We start from the raw sequence: 14,062 nt of genomic DNA, 5'->3' as shown, positions 1-14,062 counted from the left end.
TGCGACTGTCTAGATAACGTCTCGGCGTTCCGGGTCGAGCTGCCCGGGTGGGTGTTCCTGCAGTTTGATCGGGTCTGCCAAGGTGCCGAATTCCCCTGTCGCAGGTTGTTCCCCCTATAAATATAAGCTTCCTACTGGTGGGAAGGACTTGCGTCAGGATTTCCGCCTTGCCTTCCAAAGCCCTTTTCGTTGCCGCTTTTGCGGCTTCCCGTCGCAGAACCCAGGCGCTTCTACACGACCAGACCGGGTCAGCGCCGGCTTTGGCAAAACGCCTTCCGTTTCACCATTCCTTCTCGAAGGGCGACCAAGGACGCTGGCATGGTGTGCCGCTCACTGTGGAGCTGTGGCCTTTTGCGGAATGGTCTCAGCCGCCGGCCGCTCCGAGGGATCTGCGGGATGGCCATAGATCGTGTAGACAGCGCCCGCCAGAACGCCCAAGACGATGAGAGCGAGCACGTATAACATCATTCCGCGGATTGCGGTTTTGGGTGTCTTTTCCATGTGGGATCTCCAAAATTGCTCAATCGTCAAAGCGAATGCGAGCGCGTTTGGTTCCGGGGTTGGATGTTTCGGAAAGGAAATCGACGATCCGTGTGCCCGCATCAGGACAATTTCTGACGACGCCGGCTTCGGCCCGCTCTCTCTCGGCGATAAAATAACTCGTGCGATAGCGCACAATTTGGCGAGTGTGTCATTACCGCTACAGCCTTCTGTTGAACGGCTGCTATATCTTATGGTGCTAATTTAGCTCCATGGGGTACGAAAATGAAGTTAACTATCGCCACTACCTTTCTCGCACTTGTCGCTACCACTGCGTTCGCGGCCGATGTCGTTCAGGAGGCCCCGACCGCCCCGGTTGCGGCAGCACCTGTTTTCACCTGGTCGGGTCCGTATTTCGGTATCGATGGCGGCGCCGCTTGGTTGAACGGTGATTTCAGCGCCGGCGGTGCCTCTGCCTCTGAGGATTTTAACGGCGGCGTCTTCGGCGGGTTCGCAGGTTACAACTTCCAGTTCGATAACTTTGTCGTGGGCATCGAAGGAAACCTCGAATACAATTGGAATGAAGAGGACGCGCTCGGCGCAGAAATCGGGACGGATTGGGCTGGAGCCGTTCGCGGTCGTGTTGGCTACGCCTTTGATAGGGCTCTGATTTACGGCGCAGCCGGCTGGGCCGCCACCCGCGGTTACGTCGATGCGCCCGGTCTCGACAAGGAAACCGAGACGTTCAACGGTTACACCGTCGGTGCCGGCGTCGACTTTGCCATCACCAACAACATCTTCGCCCGCGGCGAATATCGCTTCAACGACTACGGCGAAAAAGACATCCTGGGCGTTGATGTCGACCTCGATCAGCACGAACTGAAGTTCGGTATCGGTGTGAAGTTCTAATAAGACTTCCTCGGATCGGTAGCATCAGAGCCTCGCCGTTTTCGGCGGGGCTTTTTTATTCCTCCGAGTCACGTCGCGGTTCACGCGCGCCATATGGGGCCAGACCGTTTAACGGTGAGCCGCGCGCCGATCGAAAAGAAGTGATTACTCTCACCTCCCGCTGCCCTGAGGCGACTGTCCCGCTCGGCGCCACTTTGCAGATCCGATTTCGCCGGATTTCTCGGGCATCGATTCTCGGTGGCTGTCTTTGCCACATGTCTCGCCTGAGATCGCGGGGCATCATCGGTCCTGCTCTTGTTGCGAGGGCGGCTTGATACAAGTGAAAATTTTCATACCGAGAAATTGTAATATTCACTCTTAGACGCGATGGGGTAATGCTCTCACGTTTGGCTGTCGGCTATTTGGGTAAGGGCTTCGCGTGGATATCAAGACCTTGGCGAGATCGCTGACAAAGGTGGCAGTGTCGAGGTCTTGGAAGATCAATATTCTCCCTGTGATACAGAGGCGGAGTTGCTTGGTTTGATCACAAGGGAGACTAATGGCGGCGGCTTTGGCTTCACCGAAACACTCTCCCTGACGAATAAAGAGCGACAGTACCTTGGAACAGGCGTGATTACACCCCCGATTCAGATCTCGGCCAAGAATGCAGTTACTCGTTTTCTCCGCAGGCCTACGCGTCCAAACCTGGCTAGATAGGGCTCCCGCCATCCCTCGTCATCAAATGATGGGTCAATCATCGCGCCGATGAATGCGACGATGCAGAAGCGTACGACGGATTAGGCGTGTGACGCCTGTGACCCTACGAGGGTCGCAAAAGTTACATATTTTCTTGTAAGTCTTTGATTTATGGTGAGAGCGTCGGGGTTCGAACCCGAGACCTACTGATTAAAAGTCAGTTGCTCTACCGGCTGAGCTACGCTCTCCCTTTCCGCAGGTAAGCACCCCGGCTGGAAGTGGGCGGAACATAGGCAGGCGACCCATTGCGGTCAACCGAAAAATTCTGCTTTTTCCAGTGATCGGCACATTTCTTGCGCATGCGCGACACATCGGTGCCAAGCGCAAAAAGGTGATTGGCAATCGCGGCCTCGCAAAGCTAGGAACAGGGCGCAGATTGCAGCCGGAGAGAATGCGTGTCGATTGCCGATATTTCCCTGTGGAGCGCGTTGATAGCCGGGGCGCTTTCCTTTCTTTCGCCCTGCGTGCTTCCCCTCGTCCCGCCCTATCTCTGCTATATGGCGGGAATATCCGTCGAGCAGTTCCGCGGCGGCTCGGCGGTTGCGGTGGCGCCCGATATCAGGCGCGGCGTGCTGTTCTCGGCGCTGCTCTTCACGCTCGGCTTTGCCACCGTCTTCGTGACGCTCGGCGCCGGGGCGTCCAGCATCGGCATGGCCCTGCGCCAGCATCTCGACCTGCTCTCCAAGATCGGCGGGCTGATCATCATCGTCATGGGGTTGAATTTCCTCGGTCTCTTCCGAATCGGGCTGCTCGCCCGCGAGGCGCGCTTCCAGAGCGGTGGCAAGCCGGCGACACTGACGGGCGCCTATGTCATGGGCCTGGCCTTCGCCTTTGGCTGGACGCCCTGCATCGGCCCGGTGCTCGGCGCGATCCTCGGTGTCGCCGCCTCGCGCGAGACGGTCGGCTCCGGCGCCGGGTTGCTCGCCGTCTATTCGCTCGGTCTCGCAATTCCCTTCTGGATCGCCGCCGGCTTTTCCGGCGCCTTCATGCGCTTCCTGTCGCGCTTCCGCCGCCATCTCGGCACGGTGGAAAAGGTGATGGGCGTCTTCCTCATCCTCACCGGCCTCGCCTTCCTGTTCGGCTGGGTCAGCGATGTGGCGATCTGGTTCCAGCAGACCTTTCCGATCCTGATGCAAATCGGCTAAACCGGTTCTCCCTACCCCGCCGCTCATCCTCGCGTACTGGAAGACCTTTGGCCGATATCGTCAGCCTGCTCCTGCCGTTCTTCGGCCTGATCCTGATCGGTTACATCGCCGCCAAGGCGACGAAGCAGCCGGCCGAGGCGCTCGGCTGGCTGAATACCTTCATCATCTATGCCGCCCTGCCCGCTTTGTTCTTCAAGCTCGTTTCGCGCACGCCGATCGAAGAGCTGACGCGGGTCGACTTCATCGTCACCGATATTGCCGCGACCTATGCGGTGTTCGTCCTGCTCTTTGCCATCGGCCGTTTCGTCCGCGGCAATCCGCTTGATGATTGCACCATCCAGTCCTTTGCCGGCGCCTATGGCAATATCGGCTATATGGGGCCGGGCCTGGCGCTGCTGGCGCTCGGCGAAGGTGCCGCCGTGCCGGTGGCGCTGATCATCTGTTTCGAGAACGCGCTGCATTTCATCGTCGCGCCGGCGTTGATGGCGGCGGCCGGCGACGACAAGCGTTCAGCGGGCCGGCTTGCCGCCGATATTGCCCGCAAGGTGGCGCTGCATCCCTTCATCCTGTCGACAGCGGCAGGCTTTTCGGTGGCTGCCCTGCATCTCGACCAGCCGCCGGCGTTTCAGCGCCTGGTGGATTACCTCGCCCAGGCAGCGGCGCCCTGCGCGCTGTTTGCCATGGGCGTGACCCTGGCGCTGCGGCCGCTGAAACGGGTTCCCGCGGAGATCGGCTACATCGTGCCGGCCAAACTGGTCCTGCATCCCATCGCGGTTTTCCTGGCGCTGACGGCCGTCGGCGGTTTTGAGCCGGTCTGGATCCAGGCCGCGGTCCTGCTCGCCTCATTGCCGACGGCGACCAACGTCTTCGTCATCGGGCAGCAATATGGGGTGTGGCAGGAGCGCGCCTCGGCGACGATCCTGATCACGACGGTGCTTTCGGTGGCAAGCGTTTCGCTCTGGCTGATCGCGATCCGCTCAGGCCTTCTTCCGCTTCAGCTTTTCCTTTAAGGAATCGGGAATGTCACGGAAGCCCCGGCCGGGCTCGATGCCCTCGCGCATGACGAGGTTGCGCAGCGGCGGAATGGCCGAGAGGATATGCAGGCTGGCAGCCCGCAGCATCTGCACCGGCAGGAAATCCGAAAGCAGCGAGCGGTTGAGAAGATCGACACTGGCGGTGCGCGTCATGATGTCGCCGCGGCGTTTGCGGTCGAAGCTGTCGCCGGCATCGGCCGGCACCGGCAATTCCGCCCTGTCGCAGAGGATGTCGACAAGCGCCATGATATCGCGGAGGCTAAGGTTCAGCCCTTGCGCCCCGATCGGGGGGAAAACGTGGGCGGCCTCGCCGATCAGCGCGATACGCCCCTTGCCGAAGCAATGCGCCATCATGCCCGACAGCGGCCAGAGCTGGACGCCCTCCTCCACATCGACCTTGCCGAGCATGGACTGCATCTGCGCCTCGACAAGGCGGCCGAGTTCGGCCAGCGGCAATTCGATGCGGGCGGCCGCCTCAGCGGGATCCTGCACCCAGACGAGGCTGGAGCGGCTTCCCGGCAGCGGCACCTGGGTGAAGGGGCCGTGTTTGGTGTGGAATTCGCTCGAGATGTTCTGGTGCGGCAGGGAATGGGCGAAATTCATCACCATGGCCGATTGCGGATAGGACCAGTTGCGCACGCCGATCCCGGATGTCTCGCGCAGCTTCGAACCGCGGCCGTCGGCACCGACGGCAAAATCGGCCGCGAAGGTATCACCGCCGGCAACCGTGATCGACACGCTCTCGGCCGAGATCTCGATCGATTCGGCCATATCGGTGAAGCGGCTGATATTGCCCTCGCCGGCCGTGGCCTGTTCGAGGATGTCGGTCAGCGCTTTGTTGGGGAAATTATATCCGAAGGCATCGAGGCCGACTTCGGCGGCGCGGAATGTCGTCGTCGGCGCGCGCAGCAGCCGGTCGGTGCCGTCGATGATGCGCATGCTGGTCAGAGGTGCTGCCGCCGGGCGCAGCTTGTCCCAGAGCGTCAGCCGATCGAGGAAGCGGATGGATTGATCCATCAGCGCCGTCGTGCGCCGGTCCTCCTTAGCGGCAACCGATGCAACCAGCGCCACGCTGCGGCCGCCGCGCGCCAGCGCGATTGCCGCGATCATGCCGGCGAGACCGCCACCGATCACCGCGATTTCAAATGTCTTCATGCTATTGTTCCGCCATCGCAAGAGGCGGACCGGCCGCTTATGCGGCCGGCTTCGCCTGACGGCGCCAACTATAGCCCTTGCCGGCTTCGGCGTCACGCACCGCCGGCTGATAATGATGGGGAATGGCGGGAAGACGGTTTTCGGAAAGCCGCTTCAGTGCTGTGGCGTTGCTGACCGAGAAACTGTCGATGCCGACGCGCAGCATCAGCGGCACCTGGTCGATCAGCACGTCGCCGACGGCGCGCAGCTCGTTGGTGTAGCCCAAGCGCTGGCGCAGCAGCGAGGCATGGCTGAAGGCACGGCCGTCGTTGAAGGCCGGGAAGGCGACGGCGATGATGTCAAGGCGAGAGAGATAGGGCTCCAGCCGGCGCACGTCGTCAGCCGGCTTGATCAGCACGCCAAGGCCGATATCGTTGCTTTCGTCGGCCTTGGCGATCAGCTCGTCGAGGCCGAGCAGCGGCTTCTGCTCGCCACTCGCCTTCACTTCGTCGGTCTCGATCACCCAAGGATCGTTCTCGACAAAACCGGTTTCTTTCCAGATCTTCGTCATCATCCCCTCCTTATGCCGCTTCGGCAGCCGAGCCGTAGAGCGCAGTCTTGAAGGGCTGCGGACCGACACGGCGGTAGGCGGCGAGGAAGGTCTCGGACGGATCGAGGCGCAAGCCGAGATAGGTGTCGACGATCGTCTCGATCGCATCCGTCACCCGGTCCGGCTCGAAGCCGCGGCCGATGATTTCGCCGATCGAGGTATGTTCGTCGCCGGAGCCGCCGAGCGTGATCTGATAGAGTTCGGCGCCCTTCTTCTCCACACCAAGCAGGCCGATATGGCCGACATGGTGGTGGCCGCAGGCATTGATGCAGCCGGAGATCTTGATCTTCAGCTCGCCGATCTCAGCCTGGCGTTCGGGATTGCCGAAGCGGCGGGAGATTTCCTGCGCCACCGGAATGGAGCGCGCATTGGCGAGCGCGCAATAGTCCAGCCCCGGACAGGCAATAATATCGGTGATCAGGCCGGCATTGGCTTCGGCGAGATCGATGGCGACGAGGCCGCGATAGATGGCTTCGAGATCGGCCAGCGCCACATGCGGCAGGATCAGGTTCTGTTCGTGGCTGACGCGGATTTCGTCGAATGCATATTCCTCGGCGAGATCGGCGATTGCATCCATCTGCGCGTCGGTGGCGTCGCCCGGAATGCCGCCGATCGGTTTCAGCGAAATCGTCACCATGCCGTAATCAGGGTTCTTGTGCGGCTGCACATTCTGCTGGACCCAGCGGGCGAAAGCCGGATCGGCCTTCTTCCAGCGGGCGAGGTTTTCCCAGCCTTCGGCGCGCTCAGGCAGATCAGGCAGCGCGAAATAGGCGGCGATCGCCTCGACATCCTGTTCGGGCAGCTTCAGTTCGCTATTCTTGAGCGCCGCGAATTCGGCTTCCACCTGGCGCGTCAGCTCCTCGGTGCCGGTTTCGTGCACCAGGATCTTGATGCGGGCCTTGTACTTGTTGTCGCGGCGGCCGTGCAGATTGTACACACGCACGATCGCCGTGGTGTAGGAGAGCAGATCCTCCTCGGGCAGGAAGTCGCGGATCAGCTTGGCGATCATCGGCGTGCGGCCCTGGCCACCGCCGACATAGACGGCAAAACCGATCTCGCCCTTGTCGTTCTTCTTCAGGTGCAGGCCGATATCATGGACCTGAATGGCGGCGCGGTCGCGCTCGGCGCCGGTGACGGCGATCTTGAATTTGCGCGGCAGGAAGGAGAATTCCGGGTGGACCGAAGACCATTGGCGCAGGATTTCGGCATAAGGACGCGGATCGGCGACCTCGTCGGCGGCAGCACCGGCGAAGTGATCGGCCGTCACGTTTCTGATGCAGTTGCCCGAGGTCTGCAGCGCATGCATCTCGACGCTGGCGAGGTCGGCGAGCGCATCGGGGATTTCCGACAGCTTAGGCCAGTTGAACTGCAGATTCTGGCGCGTGGTGAAGTGGCCATAGCCGCGGTCATAGGTGCGGGCGATATGGGCGAGCATGCGCATCTGGCGCGCGCTCAGCGTGCCGTAGGGAATGGCAATGCGCAGCATATAGGCATGAAGCTGCAGGTATACGCCGTTCATCAGGCGCAGCGGCTTGAAAGCGTCCTCGGCAAGCTCGCCGGAAAGGCGGCGCTGAACCTGATCGCGGAACTGCTCGACACGCTCGCTGACAAAGGCATGGTCAAATTCGTCGTAACGGTACATCGTCTTCCTCAGACTGCAATGAATTCGGGATCGGCAGGAGCGTAGCCCGGTGCGTATTCCATGGTCGGCCCCTGCGCGCGGATGCGCTCACGAAGCCGCAGCGGCCAGAGAATGCCATTGGTTTCCTGAACGTCGACGACGGCGACGTCAACGACTTCGTTGTCGGCATAGGATTTCTTGCCGATCGCCTCCAGCGCTTCGACGGCTTCGTTGTGACGAGCGACAAGCGCCTCCTGCAGCGAGGTGGACCATTTTCCGTTCGCATCCAGCCAGACGGCGATGCCGTCCGTCAGCCGGTTGGCCGTCAGAACCTTGTCTACCATATTCAGCTCCTTGCAAGTTCCTCGAGCCGGGCGTTCGCACGCACCAGCGGCTCGGACAGTTCGAAATTGGCGCCGGCGACCGCATCGCCGATAATGACCATGACAGGGCCGGTCAACTCGTCGCGGTGCTGCAGATCCGGCAGATCGGCAAGCGTGCCATGCAGCAGGCGGCGCTCCGCGCGGCTGGCGTTTTCGATGACGGCGACTGTCGTTTCGGCGGGAATGCCCGCCTGCATCAGCCGCTCGGCGACGGAGGCGGCAACCGTGCGGCCCATATAGACCGCGATCGTCGCGCCGGAGACGGCAAGGCTCGCCCAATCGGGCAGCACATCGCCGGTGAGATCATGGCCCGTGGTGAAGACCAGTGACGAAGCGACTCCGCGCAGCGTCAGCGGCAACTCGAAATCGGCAGCGGCGGCGAAGGCCGAAGTGATGCCGGGCACGACCTCATAGGTGATGCCGGCAGCGCGCAGCGCCGCCATCTCTTCCCCTGCCCGGCCATAGACCAGCGGGTCGCCGGACTTGAGCCGAACGACACGTTTCCCCTGACGGCCGAGCTCGACCAGCAGCTCGTTGATCTCCTCCTGCGATTTCGAATGGCAGCCCTTGCGCTTGCCGACCGAAAGGCGCTCGGCGTCACGGCGGCCCATATCGACGATCGCCTGCGGCACGAGCGCGTCAAAAACGATGACGTCGGCTTCCATCATTACGCGATGTGCGCGTAGCGTCAGCAGATCCTCAGCCCCCGGACCGGCGCCGACCAGCCAGACATGGCCCGCGACCCTGTCCATAGACCCCAGCAGCCGGTCGGCGGCTTGGCGGGCTTGCGGCAGGTTGCCGTTGGCAACTGCATCGGCAACGGCGCCGGAAAAGAAGCGGCGCCAGAAGACACGGCGGGAAACGCCGCGGGGCACGAGCTGTTCGACGGCCTTGCGGTAGCTCGTCGCCAGCGCAGCCAGACGCCCAAGCGATGGAGAAAGAAGCTGATCGATCTGCGCACGGATCATCTGCGCCAGAACCGGTCCCGCCCCTTCCGTGCCGATCGCAACCGCGACCGGGGCGCGATTGACCAGCGCCGGGGTGAAGAAATCGCAGTAATCGGGCTGATCGACGGCATTGGCCGGGATGCTGGCGGCGCGGGCCGCATCGACGATCTCGCGGTCATCAGCTTCATCGCCGGTGGCGGCGAAGACGAGCGCCGAACCCTTGACCTGCTCGGCGGAAAAGCCCGCACGCACGGTCTCGATGCGATTGGCGATCAGGAAGGCATGATAATCGGCTTCTGGCTTCTCGGCATAGGCGACGATCCGCGCGCGCGTATTGAGCAGCAGCCGCACCTTGGCGAAGGCTTCGTCGCCATTGCCAAAGACAGCCGTTTTCTGGCCCTCCACGCGAAAGAAGGCTGGAAATACCGAAAGCTGCTCAGTCTTGGGAGACATCATCAATCCACTTCGAAGTTGCCAGAATATGCCCGTGATCGGCAAGTGATTGAAGGAACAGAAATTCCAAAGCCCCAGCAAGCGCGTATTGTTTTGCTCGCACCATCGGCGATTTGAGAAAAGTCAACCGTGCTGATGAAAACTACCTGTTCCCACTCTCTTTGTTGCGGTGCAGTATAAAGCCTGTGGTAAACGGCGTCCACCGGCGTATGGCGCATTTCGTTCGTGCCTCCAAGGCGATAGACTGGGAAAAACCGGAGACGCCAATGCCTGACAAGACCATCGCCGCCCGCCTGCTTTCGGTGATCGAGGACGATATCCTGCCGCTCACCGAACGAGGCGTTTCGCTTGGCAACAAGGTGTTCGGCGCGGCGATCCTGCGCAAATCCGATCTGTCGCTCGTCGTCGCCGAGACCAACAACGAGTTGGAGAACCCGCTCTGGCACGGCGAGGTGCATACGCTGAAGCGCTTCTACGAACTTGGCGACAAGCCGGCGACCAAGGATTTGATCTTCCTGTCGACTCACGAACCTTGCACCATGTGCATGTCGGCGATCACCTGGGCGGGCTTCGACAATTTCTACTATTTCTTCAGTCATGAGGATTCTCGCGATGCCTTCGCCATTCCGCACGACCTGAAGATCCTCAAGGAAGTCTTCGGGCTTGAACCCGGCGGCTATCGCAGGCAGAACACCTTCTGGAACAGCTTTGCGGTCGCCGATCTCGTCGAGACCGAAGAGCCTTCGCTGAAGACGGCGCTCAAGGCGCAGACCGCCCGGATCAAGGCGCGCTACGACGCATTGTCGGCCAGCTACCAGTCGTCAAAGAGCGCCAACGATATTCCCCTCAACTGAGGATGCTGAACCGAGGCACCATGGAACCTTCAAAAGACATTTCGCGACTGATCGAAATCATGGCGGCATTGCGCCATCCCGAGACTGGCTGCCCCTGGGACATCGAACAGAATTTTCACACGATCAAGTCCTATACGATCGAAGAGGCCTATGAGGTTTCGGACGCAATCGAGCGCGGCGATATGGACGATCTCTGCGACGAGCTCGGCGACCTGCTGCTGCAGGTGGTCTTCCATGCCCGCATGGCCGAGGAGGCCGGCGAATTCTCCTTCGGAGACGTGGTCAACGCCATCACCACCAAGATGATCCGCCGCCATCCGCATGTCTTTGCCCGCTCAGAGGCGGATACACCCGACGCGGTGAAGATCCAGTGGGACGAGATCAAGCAGGCGGAAAAACGCGAGCGCGCCGAGCGCCGGGCAAGGCGGGGGATTACCGAGGATTTCAAGGGCGGCTTCCTCGGCTCGGTGCAGCGCAGCTTCCCGGCTTTGACGGAAGCGCTGAAGCTGCAGGAACGCGCCGCCAAAGTCGGCTTCGACTGGTCGGCGCCGGAGCCGATCCTCGACAAGATCGAGGAGGAGATCGGCGAATTGCGGGTGGCGCTGCGCGACGGCGACCGGGCCAAGGTCAGCGACGAGCTCGGCGACTTGATCTTCGCCGTCGTCAATATCGGCCGGCATGTGAAGACCGATCCGGAGCAGGCGCTTCGGGGAACGAATATGAAATTCAGACGTCGATTCAATCACATCGAGAATGTTCTTGAAGCGGAAGGCGAGACGCTGGAAGCGGCCAGCCTGGAGCGGATGGAGGAGATCTGGCAGTCGGCGAAGGCGATTGAAAGAGCGCTCGTGGCTGAGGTTGAGTGAGCACAACGTAGCCACATCTCCCTTCTCCCTAGCGGGGAGAAGATGCCGGCAGGCAGATGAGGGGGTGAGCGACGGCAGGAGCGAATGCACGAAGCGCAAGCGAAGGGAGCATGAAGGGCGTACCGTGTGGCCCCCTCATCCGACCCTTCGGGCCACCTTCTCCCCGCTGGGGAGAAGGGAATGCGTCACCGCTCCCAATCCTCGCGCGGCGGCTTCGGCCCATTGCCGATGCGGCGTTCGAGTTCGGCGGCTTCGGTTTCGGACAGGCGCAGGTCGAGGGTGATCGAGCCGTCCTCGTTGTCCTCGCGGGCATCGACGATTGCGTGGCCGTAGAGCCAGGGCAGCAGCGCCAGCTTGTCGACCGGAAGGCGGATCGTCGTTTCGGTCATGACGCCGGAGAGCCTGCGGCTGATCTCGTCCATCAGCGTGTCGACGCCCTCGCCGCTGACGGCGGAGACGGCGACGACGTTGCTGGCGCCGGCAGCCCTCTGCACCATGGCGCCATGCACCTCGGGCTCCAGCCGGTCGATCTTGTTCCAGACCTCGATCAGCCGCTTCTCCGCTTCAGCCTCATCGATTCCGAGATCGCCGAGGATGCGCATCACATCGGAGCTCTGCACTTGGTTGTCGTCATCCGACATATCGCGGACATGCAGGATGAGATCGGCTTCGAGCACCTCTTCCAGCGTCGCCCGGAAGGCGGCGACGAGATGGGTCGGCAGGTCGGAGATGAAGCCGACAGTGTCGGACAGGATGACGGTGCGGCCATGCGGCAGCTTCATGCGGCGAAGCGTCGGGTCGAGCGTGGCAAAGAGCATGTCTTCGGCCAGCACGCCGGCGCCGGTGATGCGGTTGAACAGCGTCGACTTGCCGGCATTGGTATAACCGACGAGCGCCACGATCGGGTGCGGCACCTTGCGTCGCTTGGCCCTATGCAGCTGGCGGGTGCGCACGACCTGCTCCAGCTCACGTTCGAGCTTGATGATGCGGTCCTGCAGCAGCCGCCGGTCGGCTTCGATCTGGGTTTCGCCGGGGCCGCCCATGAAGCCGCCGCCACCGCGCTGGCGTTCAAGGTGGGTCCAGCTGCGAACCAGCCGGCCCTTCTGATAATTCAGATGCGCCAGATCGACCTGCAGCGTGCCCTCCTTGGTGGAGGCGCGGCGGCCGAAGATTTCGAGGATGAGGCCGGTGCGGTCGATGACCTTGGCGTTCCATTCCTTTTCGAGATTGCGCTGCTGCACCGGCGTCAGCGGATGATCGACGATGACCAGACCGGAATCGCGCTCGTCGAGTAGCGCCTTGATCTCCTCAATCTTGCCGGTGCCGAGCAGTGTCGCCGGTCGCGGATCATTGACCGGCACGACCTGGCCGTTGACGACATCGAGGTCGATCGCCTGGGCAAGGCCCGTCGCCTCTTCCAGCCGGCTTTCCGGCGTGCGGGTCGAGGCCGATTCGGTCTGGCCGCCGCGGCTGCGTGATTTCAAAACCGGCACGACGACGGTCGCGCGCATGTCATCCCTGTGCTTCGCTGCCTCAGGGATGATCGAATCGTTCTTGGTATCGCGTGTCGAAATAACGGCTGATCCTGTTAGGACGCGGCTTCTTCACTCTCGAACATCTGCATCGGCTGACCCGGCATGATCGTCGAAATCGCATGCTTATACACCAGCTGCGAGTGGCCGTCACGACGAAGAAGAACACAGAAATTGTCGAAAGAGGTAACAACGCCCGTGAGTTTCACGCCGTTGATCAAAAAGATTGTCAGGGAAATCTTTTGCTTGCGAACAGTATTGAGAAATAAGTCCTGCAAATTCTGAGAACGTTCCGCCATCGCGCCGCTTCTTTCTTTATTGCCGACCTGATTGGCCGGTAGAATATCAATCACCTCACCATGCAAGACCGGAAGCACCCTCATTCCACCGGTCCAGCAAATCTTGGTATCAAATCGCAATCTTTTCCGCAACGTCGAAAAAGGCTTCGCGGACTTTCTGCGAGACGCTGCCGGGATGACCGTTGGCAATGGCCTGGCCATCGACGGAAACCACCGGAAAACAGATACTTGTGGCTGCCGTCAGGAAAACCTCGCGGGCCGCGAGCATCTCTGAAACGGAGAAATTCCGCTCGGCGACCTTCAGGCTCAACTTCGTTGCGACATCCATCAAGGTGGTACGGGTAATGCCGCGCAGAATGCCGTGTTCGGCGGGCCGCGTCACCAGCGTTCCGTCCCGGTCAACGATCCAGACATTGGTCGCCGCCCCTTCCTTCACCATGCCGTCGGCGTCGACATAGATCGCCTCCTGGGCGCCGACTTCCTTGGCCTGCTGGCGGGCCATGGCGTTCGGCAGCAGGCCGACGGACTTGATGTCGACGCGGTCCCAGCGGTTGTCGGCAACGGTGATCGCCTTGATGCCGTTAGTGTTCTTGGCGGCTATGATCTTCGGGTCGGTGCTCTTGGCGGTGATGACAAGCGACGGCGGCGTGCCCTCGGCCGGGAAGACATGATCGCGGCGGGCGACACCGCGCGTCACCTGCAGGTAGAAAAGCCCGTTGCGGACATGGTTGCGGCGCAAAGTCTCGCGAATGACCTGCGTCAGCGCCGCCCGGCCCATCGGCCAGGCGATGCGGAGCTCACCGAGCGACCGGTCGAGACGGTTCAGATGACGCGTGAGGTCGACGATATAGCCGTGTCGGACCTCGCAAACCTCATAGACGCCGTCGGCGAACTGGTAGCCTCGATCCTCGATATGCACGGTGGCATCGGAATGCTTGACGTAACGGCCGTTCACATAGGCAATTCTCGGCATGGGAAACCTGATCTTCCGGGGGCAATATAGGGGGTGGCGCGGCGGCGGCCGCGCCTGTTAGATCAAAAAGTGGAGCATGATGTTGTC

At 61.6% G+C, this 14,062-nt stretch carries 14 protein-coding genes and 1 tRNA gene; 5 read left to right on the top strand and 10 right to left on the bottom strand.

Features of this window, described 5'->3' with window-relative positions:
- Positions 1 to 330: 330 nt before the first annotated feature.
- The gene (locus PYR71_RS16300) at positions 331 to 501 is read right to left on the bottom strand and encodes a hypothetical protein (protein WP_183915717.1); all 171 of its coding nucleotides are present in this window, start codon (positions 499 to 501) and stop codon (positions 331 to 333) included.
- Between the two features lie 264 nt (positions 502 to 765).
- Between PYR71_RS16300 and PYR71_RS16295 the strand changes: the two genes are divergently transcribed.
- Positions 766 to 1,389, top strand: coding sequence for an outer membrane protein (locus tag PYR71_RS16295; protein ID WP_183915719.1), 624 nt, complete (start codon positions 766 to 768; stop codon positions 1,387 to 1,389).
- Between the two features lie 847 nt (positions 1,390 to 2,236).
- Here PYR71_RS16295 and PYR71_RS16290 read toward each other — a convergent pair.
- A tRNA-Lys gene (locus PYR71_RS16290) sits at positions 2,237 to 2,312 on the bottom strand.
- Positions 2,313 to 2,519: 207 nt separating this feature from the next.
- On the opposite strand from PYR71_RS16290, the gene PYR71_RS16285 reads away from it, so the two are divergent.
- Both PYR71_RS16285 and PYR71_RS16280 read left to right on the top strand, forming a co-directional pair.
- Positions 2,520 to 3,269 (top strand): cytochrome c biogenesis CcdA family protein, encoded by a 750-nt coding sequence (locus PYR71_RS16285; protein WP_183915721.1) that lies wholly within the window; start codon positions 2,520 to 2,522, stop codon positions 3,267 to 3,269.
- Between the two features lie 47 nt (positions 3,270 to 3,316).
- Positions 3,317 to 4,279, top strand: coding sequence for an AEC family transporter (locus PYR71_RS16280; RefSeq protein WP_275620074.1), 963 nt, complete (start codon positions 3,317 to 3,319; stop codon positions 4,277 to 4,279).
- Here PYR71_RS16280 and PYR71_RS16275 read toward each other — a convergent pair.
- The 5 genes from PYR71_RS16275 to cysG are packed head-to-tail and all read right to left on the bottom strand — an operon-like array spanning position 4,247 to position 9,451.
- Positions 4,247 to 5,458, bottom strand: a complete 1,212-nt coding sequence (locus PYR71_RS16275; RefSeq protein WP_275620073.1) for a UbiH/UbiF family hydroxylase — start codon at positions 5,456 to 5,458, stop codon at positions 4,247 to 4,249. The genes PYR71_RS16280 and PYR71_RS16275 overlap by 33 nt on opposite strands.
- Positions 5,459 to 5,495: 37 nt before the next feature.
- Entirely contained in the window at positions 5,496 to 6,008 is a 513-nt protein-coding gene (locus PYR71_RS16270; RefSeq protein ID WP_183915727.1) for a DUF934 domain-containing protein, read from the bottom strand.
- A 10-nt stretch (positions 6,009 to 6,018) separates the two neighbouring features.
- Positions 6,019 to 7,689 (bottom strand): nitrite/sulfite reductase, encoded by a 1,671-nt coding sequence (locus tag PYR71_RS16265; protein WP_275620072.1) that lies wholly within the window; start codon positions 7,687 to 7,689, stop codon positions 6,019 to 6,021.
- Between the two features lie 8 nt (positions 7,690 to 7,697).
- The gene (locus PYR71_RS16260; RefSeq protein ID WP_038688777.1) at positions 7,698 to 8,012 is read right to left on the bottom strand and encodes a DUF2849 domain-containing protein; all 315 of its coding nucleotides are present in this window, start codon (positions 8,010 to 8,012) and stop codon (positions 7,698 to 7,700) included.
- Between the two features lie 2 nt (positions 8,013 to 8,014).
- Positions 8,015 to 9,451 carry a siroheme synthase CysG gene (gene cysG, locus PYR71_RS16255; RefSeq protein ID WP_275620071.1) on the bottom strand — a complete coding sequence of 479 codons (1,437 nt, stop codon included), beginning with the start codon at positions 9,449 to 9,451 and terminating at the stop codon, positions 8,015 to 8,017.
- 266 nt (positions 9,452 to 9,717) lie between these two features.
- Between cysG and PYR71_RS16250 the strand changes: the two genes are divergently transcribed.
- Both PYR71_RS16250 and mazG read left to right on the top strand, forming a co-directional pair.
- On the top strand, positions 9,718 to 10,305 hold the full coding sequence (locus PYR71_RS16250; protein WP_275620070.1) for a deaminase: 588 nt from the start codon (positions 9,718 to 9,720) through the stop codon (positions 10,303 to 10,305).
- A 20-nt stretch (positions 10,306 to 10,325) separates the two neighbouring features.
- The gene (mazG, locus tag PYR71_RS16245) at positions 10,326 to 11,171 is read left to right on the top strand and encodes a nucleoside triphosphate pyrophosphohydrolase (protein WP_275620069.1); all 846 of its coding nucleotides are present in this window, start codon (positions 10,326 to 10,328) and stop codon (positions 11,169 to 11,171) included.
- Between the two features lie 185 nt (positions 11,172 to 11,356).
- Here mazG and hflX read toward each other — a convergent pair whose 3' ends face one another.
- From hflX to PYR71_RS16230, 3 genes are all read right to left on the bottom strand, one after another.
- The gene (hflX, locus tag PYR71_RS16240; RefSeq protein ID WP_275620068.1) at positions 11,357 to 12,682 is read right to left on the bottom strand and encodes a GTPase HflX; all 1,326 of its coding nucleotides are present in this window, start codon (positions 12,680 to 12,682) and stop codon (positions 11,357 to 11,359) included.
- Between the two features lie 77 nt (positions 12,683 to 12,759).
- Entirely contained in the window at positions 12,760 to 13,002 is a 243-nt protein-coding gene (hfq, locus tag PYR71_RS16235; RefSeq protein ID WP_003539403.1) for an RNA chaperone Hfq, read from the bottom strand.
- A gap of 109 nt (positions 13,003 to 13,111) precedes the next feature.
- On the bottom strand, positions 13,112 to 13,975 hold the full coding sequence (locus PYR71_RS16230; protein WP_275620067.1) for a D-amino-acid transaminase: 864 nt from the start codon (positions 13,973 to 13,975) through the stop codon (positions 13,112 to 13,114).
- Between the last annotated feature and the right edge of the window lie 87 nt (positions 13,976 to 14,062).

This window comes from Rhizobium mulingense (genome assembly GCF_029194105.1).
In the GTDB taxonomy this organism is placed as follows: Bacteria; Pseudomonadota; Alphaproteobacteria; order Rhizobiales; family Rhizobiaceae; genus Rhizobium; species Rhizobium mulingense.
Note: the sequence above shows the minus strand (reverse complement) of the source record. Positions and strands in the feature narration are given on the sequence as shown.

Excerpts from the sequence above, each read along its gene's own strand:
- PYR71_RS16300 (WP_183915717.1), bottom strand. The coding sequence starts at position 501 with ATGGAAAAGACACCCAAAACCGCAATCCGCGGAATGATGTTATACGTG.
- PYR71_RS16295 (WP_183915719.1), top strand. The coding sequence starts at position 766 with ATGAAGTTAACTATCGCCACTACCTTTCTCGCACTTGTCGCTACCACT.
- PYR71_RS16275 (WP_275620073.1), bottom strand. The coding sequence starts at position 5,458 with ATGAAGACATTTGAAATCGCGGTGATCGGTGGCGGTCTCGCCGGCATG.
- PYR71_RS16270 (WP_183915727.1), bottom strand. The coding sequence starts at position 6,008 with ATGACGAAGATCTGGAAAGAAACCGGTTTTGTCGAGAACGATCCTTGG.
- PYR71_RS16265 (WP_275620072.1), bottom strand. The coding sequence starts at position 7,689 with ATGTACCGTTACGACGAATTTGACCATGCCTTTGTCAGCGAGCGTGTC.
- PYR71_RS16260 (WP_038688777.1), bottom strand. The coding sequence starts at position 8,012 with ATGGTAGACAAGGTTCTGACGGCCAACCGGCTGACGGACGGCATCGCC.
- cysG (WP_275620071.1), bottom strand. The coding sequence starts at position 9,451 with ATGTCTCCCAAGACTGAGCAGCTTTCGGTATTTCCAGCCTTCTTTCGC.
- PYR71_RS16250 (WP_275620070.1), top strand. The coding sequence starts at position 9,718 with ATGCCTGACAAGACCATCGCCGCCCGCCTGCTTTCGGTGATCGAGGAC.
- mazG (WP_275620069.1), top strand. The coding sequence starts at position 10,326 with ATGGAACCTTCAAAAGACATTTCGCGACTGATCGAAATCATGGCGGCA.
- hflX (WP_275620068.1), bottom strand. The coding sequence starts at position 12,682 with ATGCGCGCGACCGTCGTCGTGCCGGTTTTGAAATCACGCAGCCGCGGC.
- hfq (WP_003539403.1), bottom strand. The coding sequence starts at position 13,002 with ATGGCGGAACGTTCTCAGAATTTGCAGGACTTATTTCTCAATACTGTT.
- PYR71_RS16230 (WP_275620067.1), bottom strand. The coding sequence starts at position 13,975 with ATGCCGAGAATTGCCTATGTGAACGGCCGTTACGTCAAGCATTCCGAT.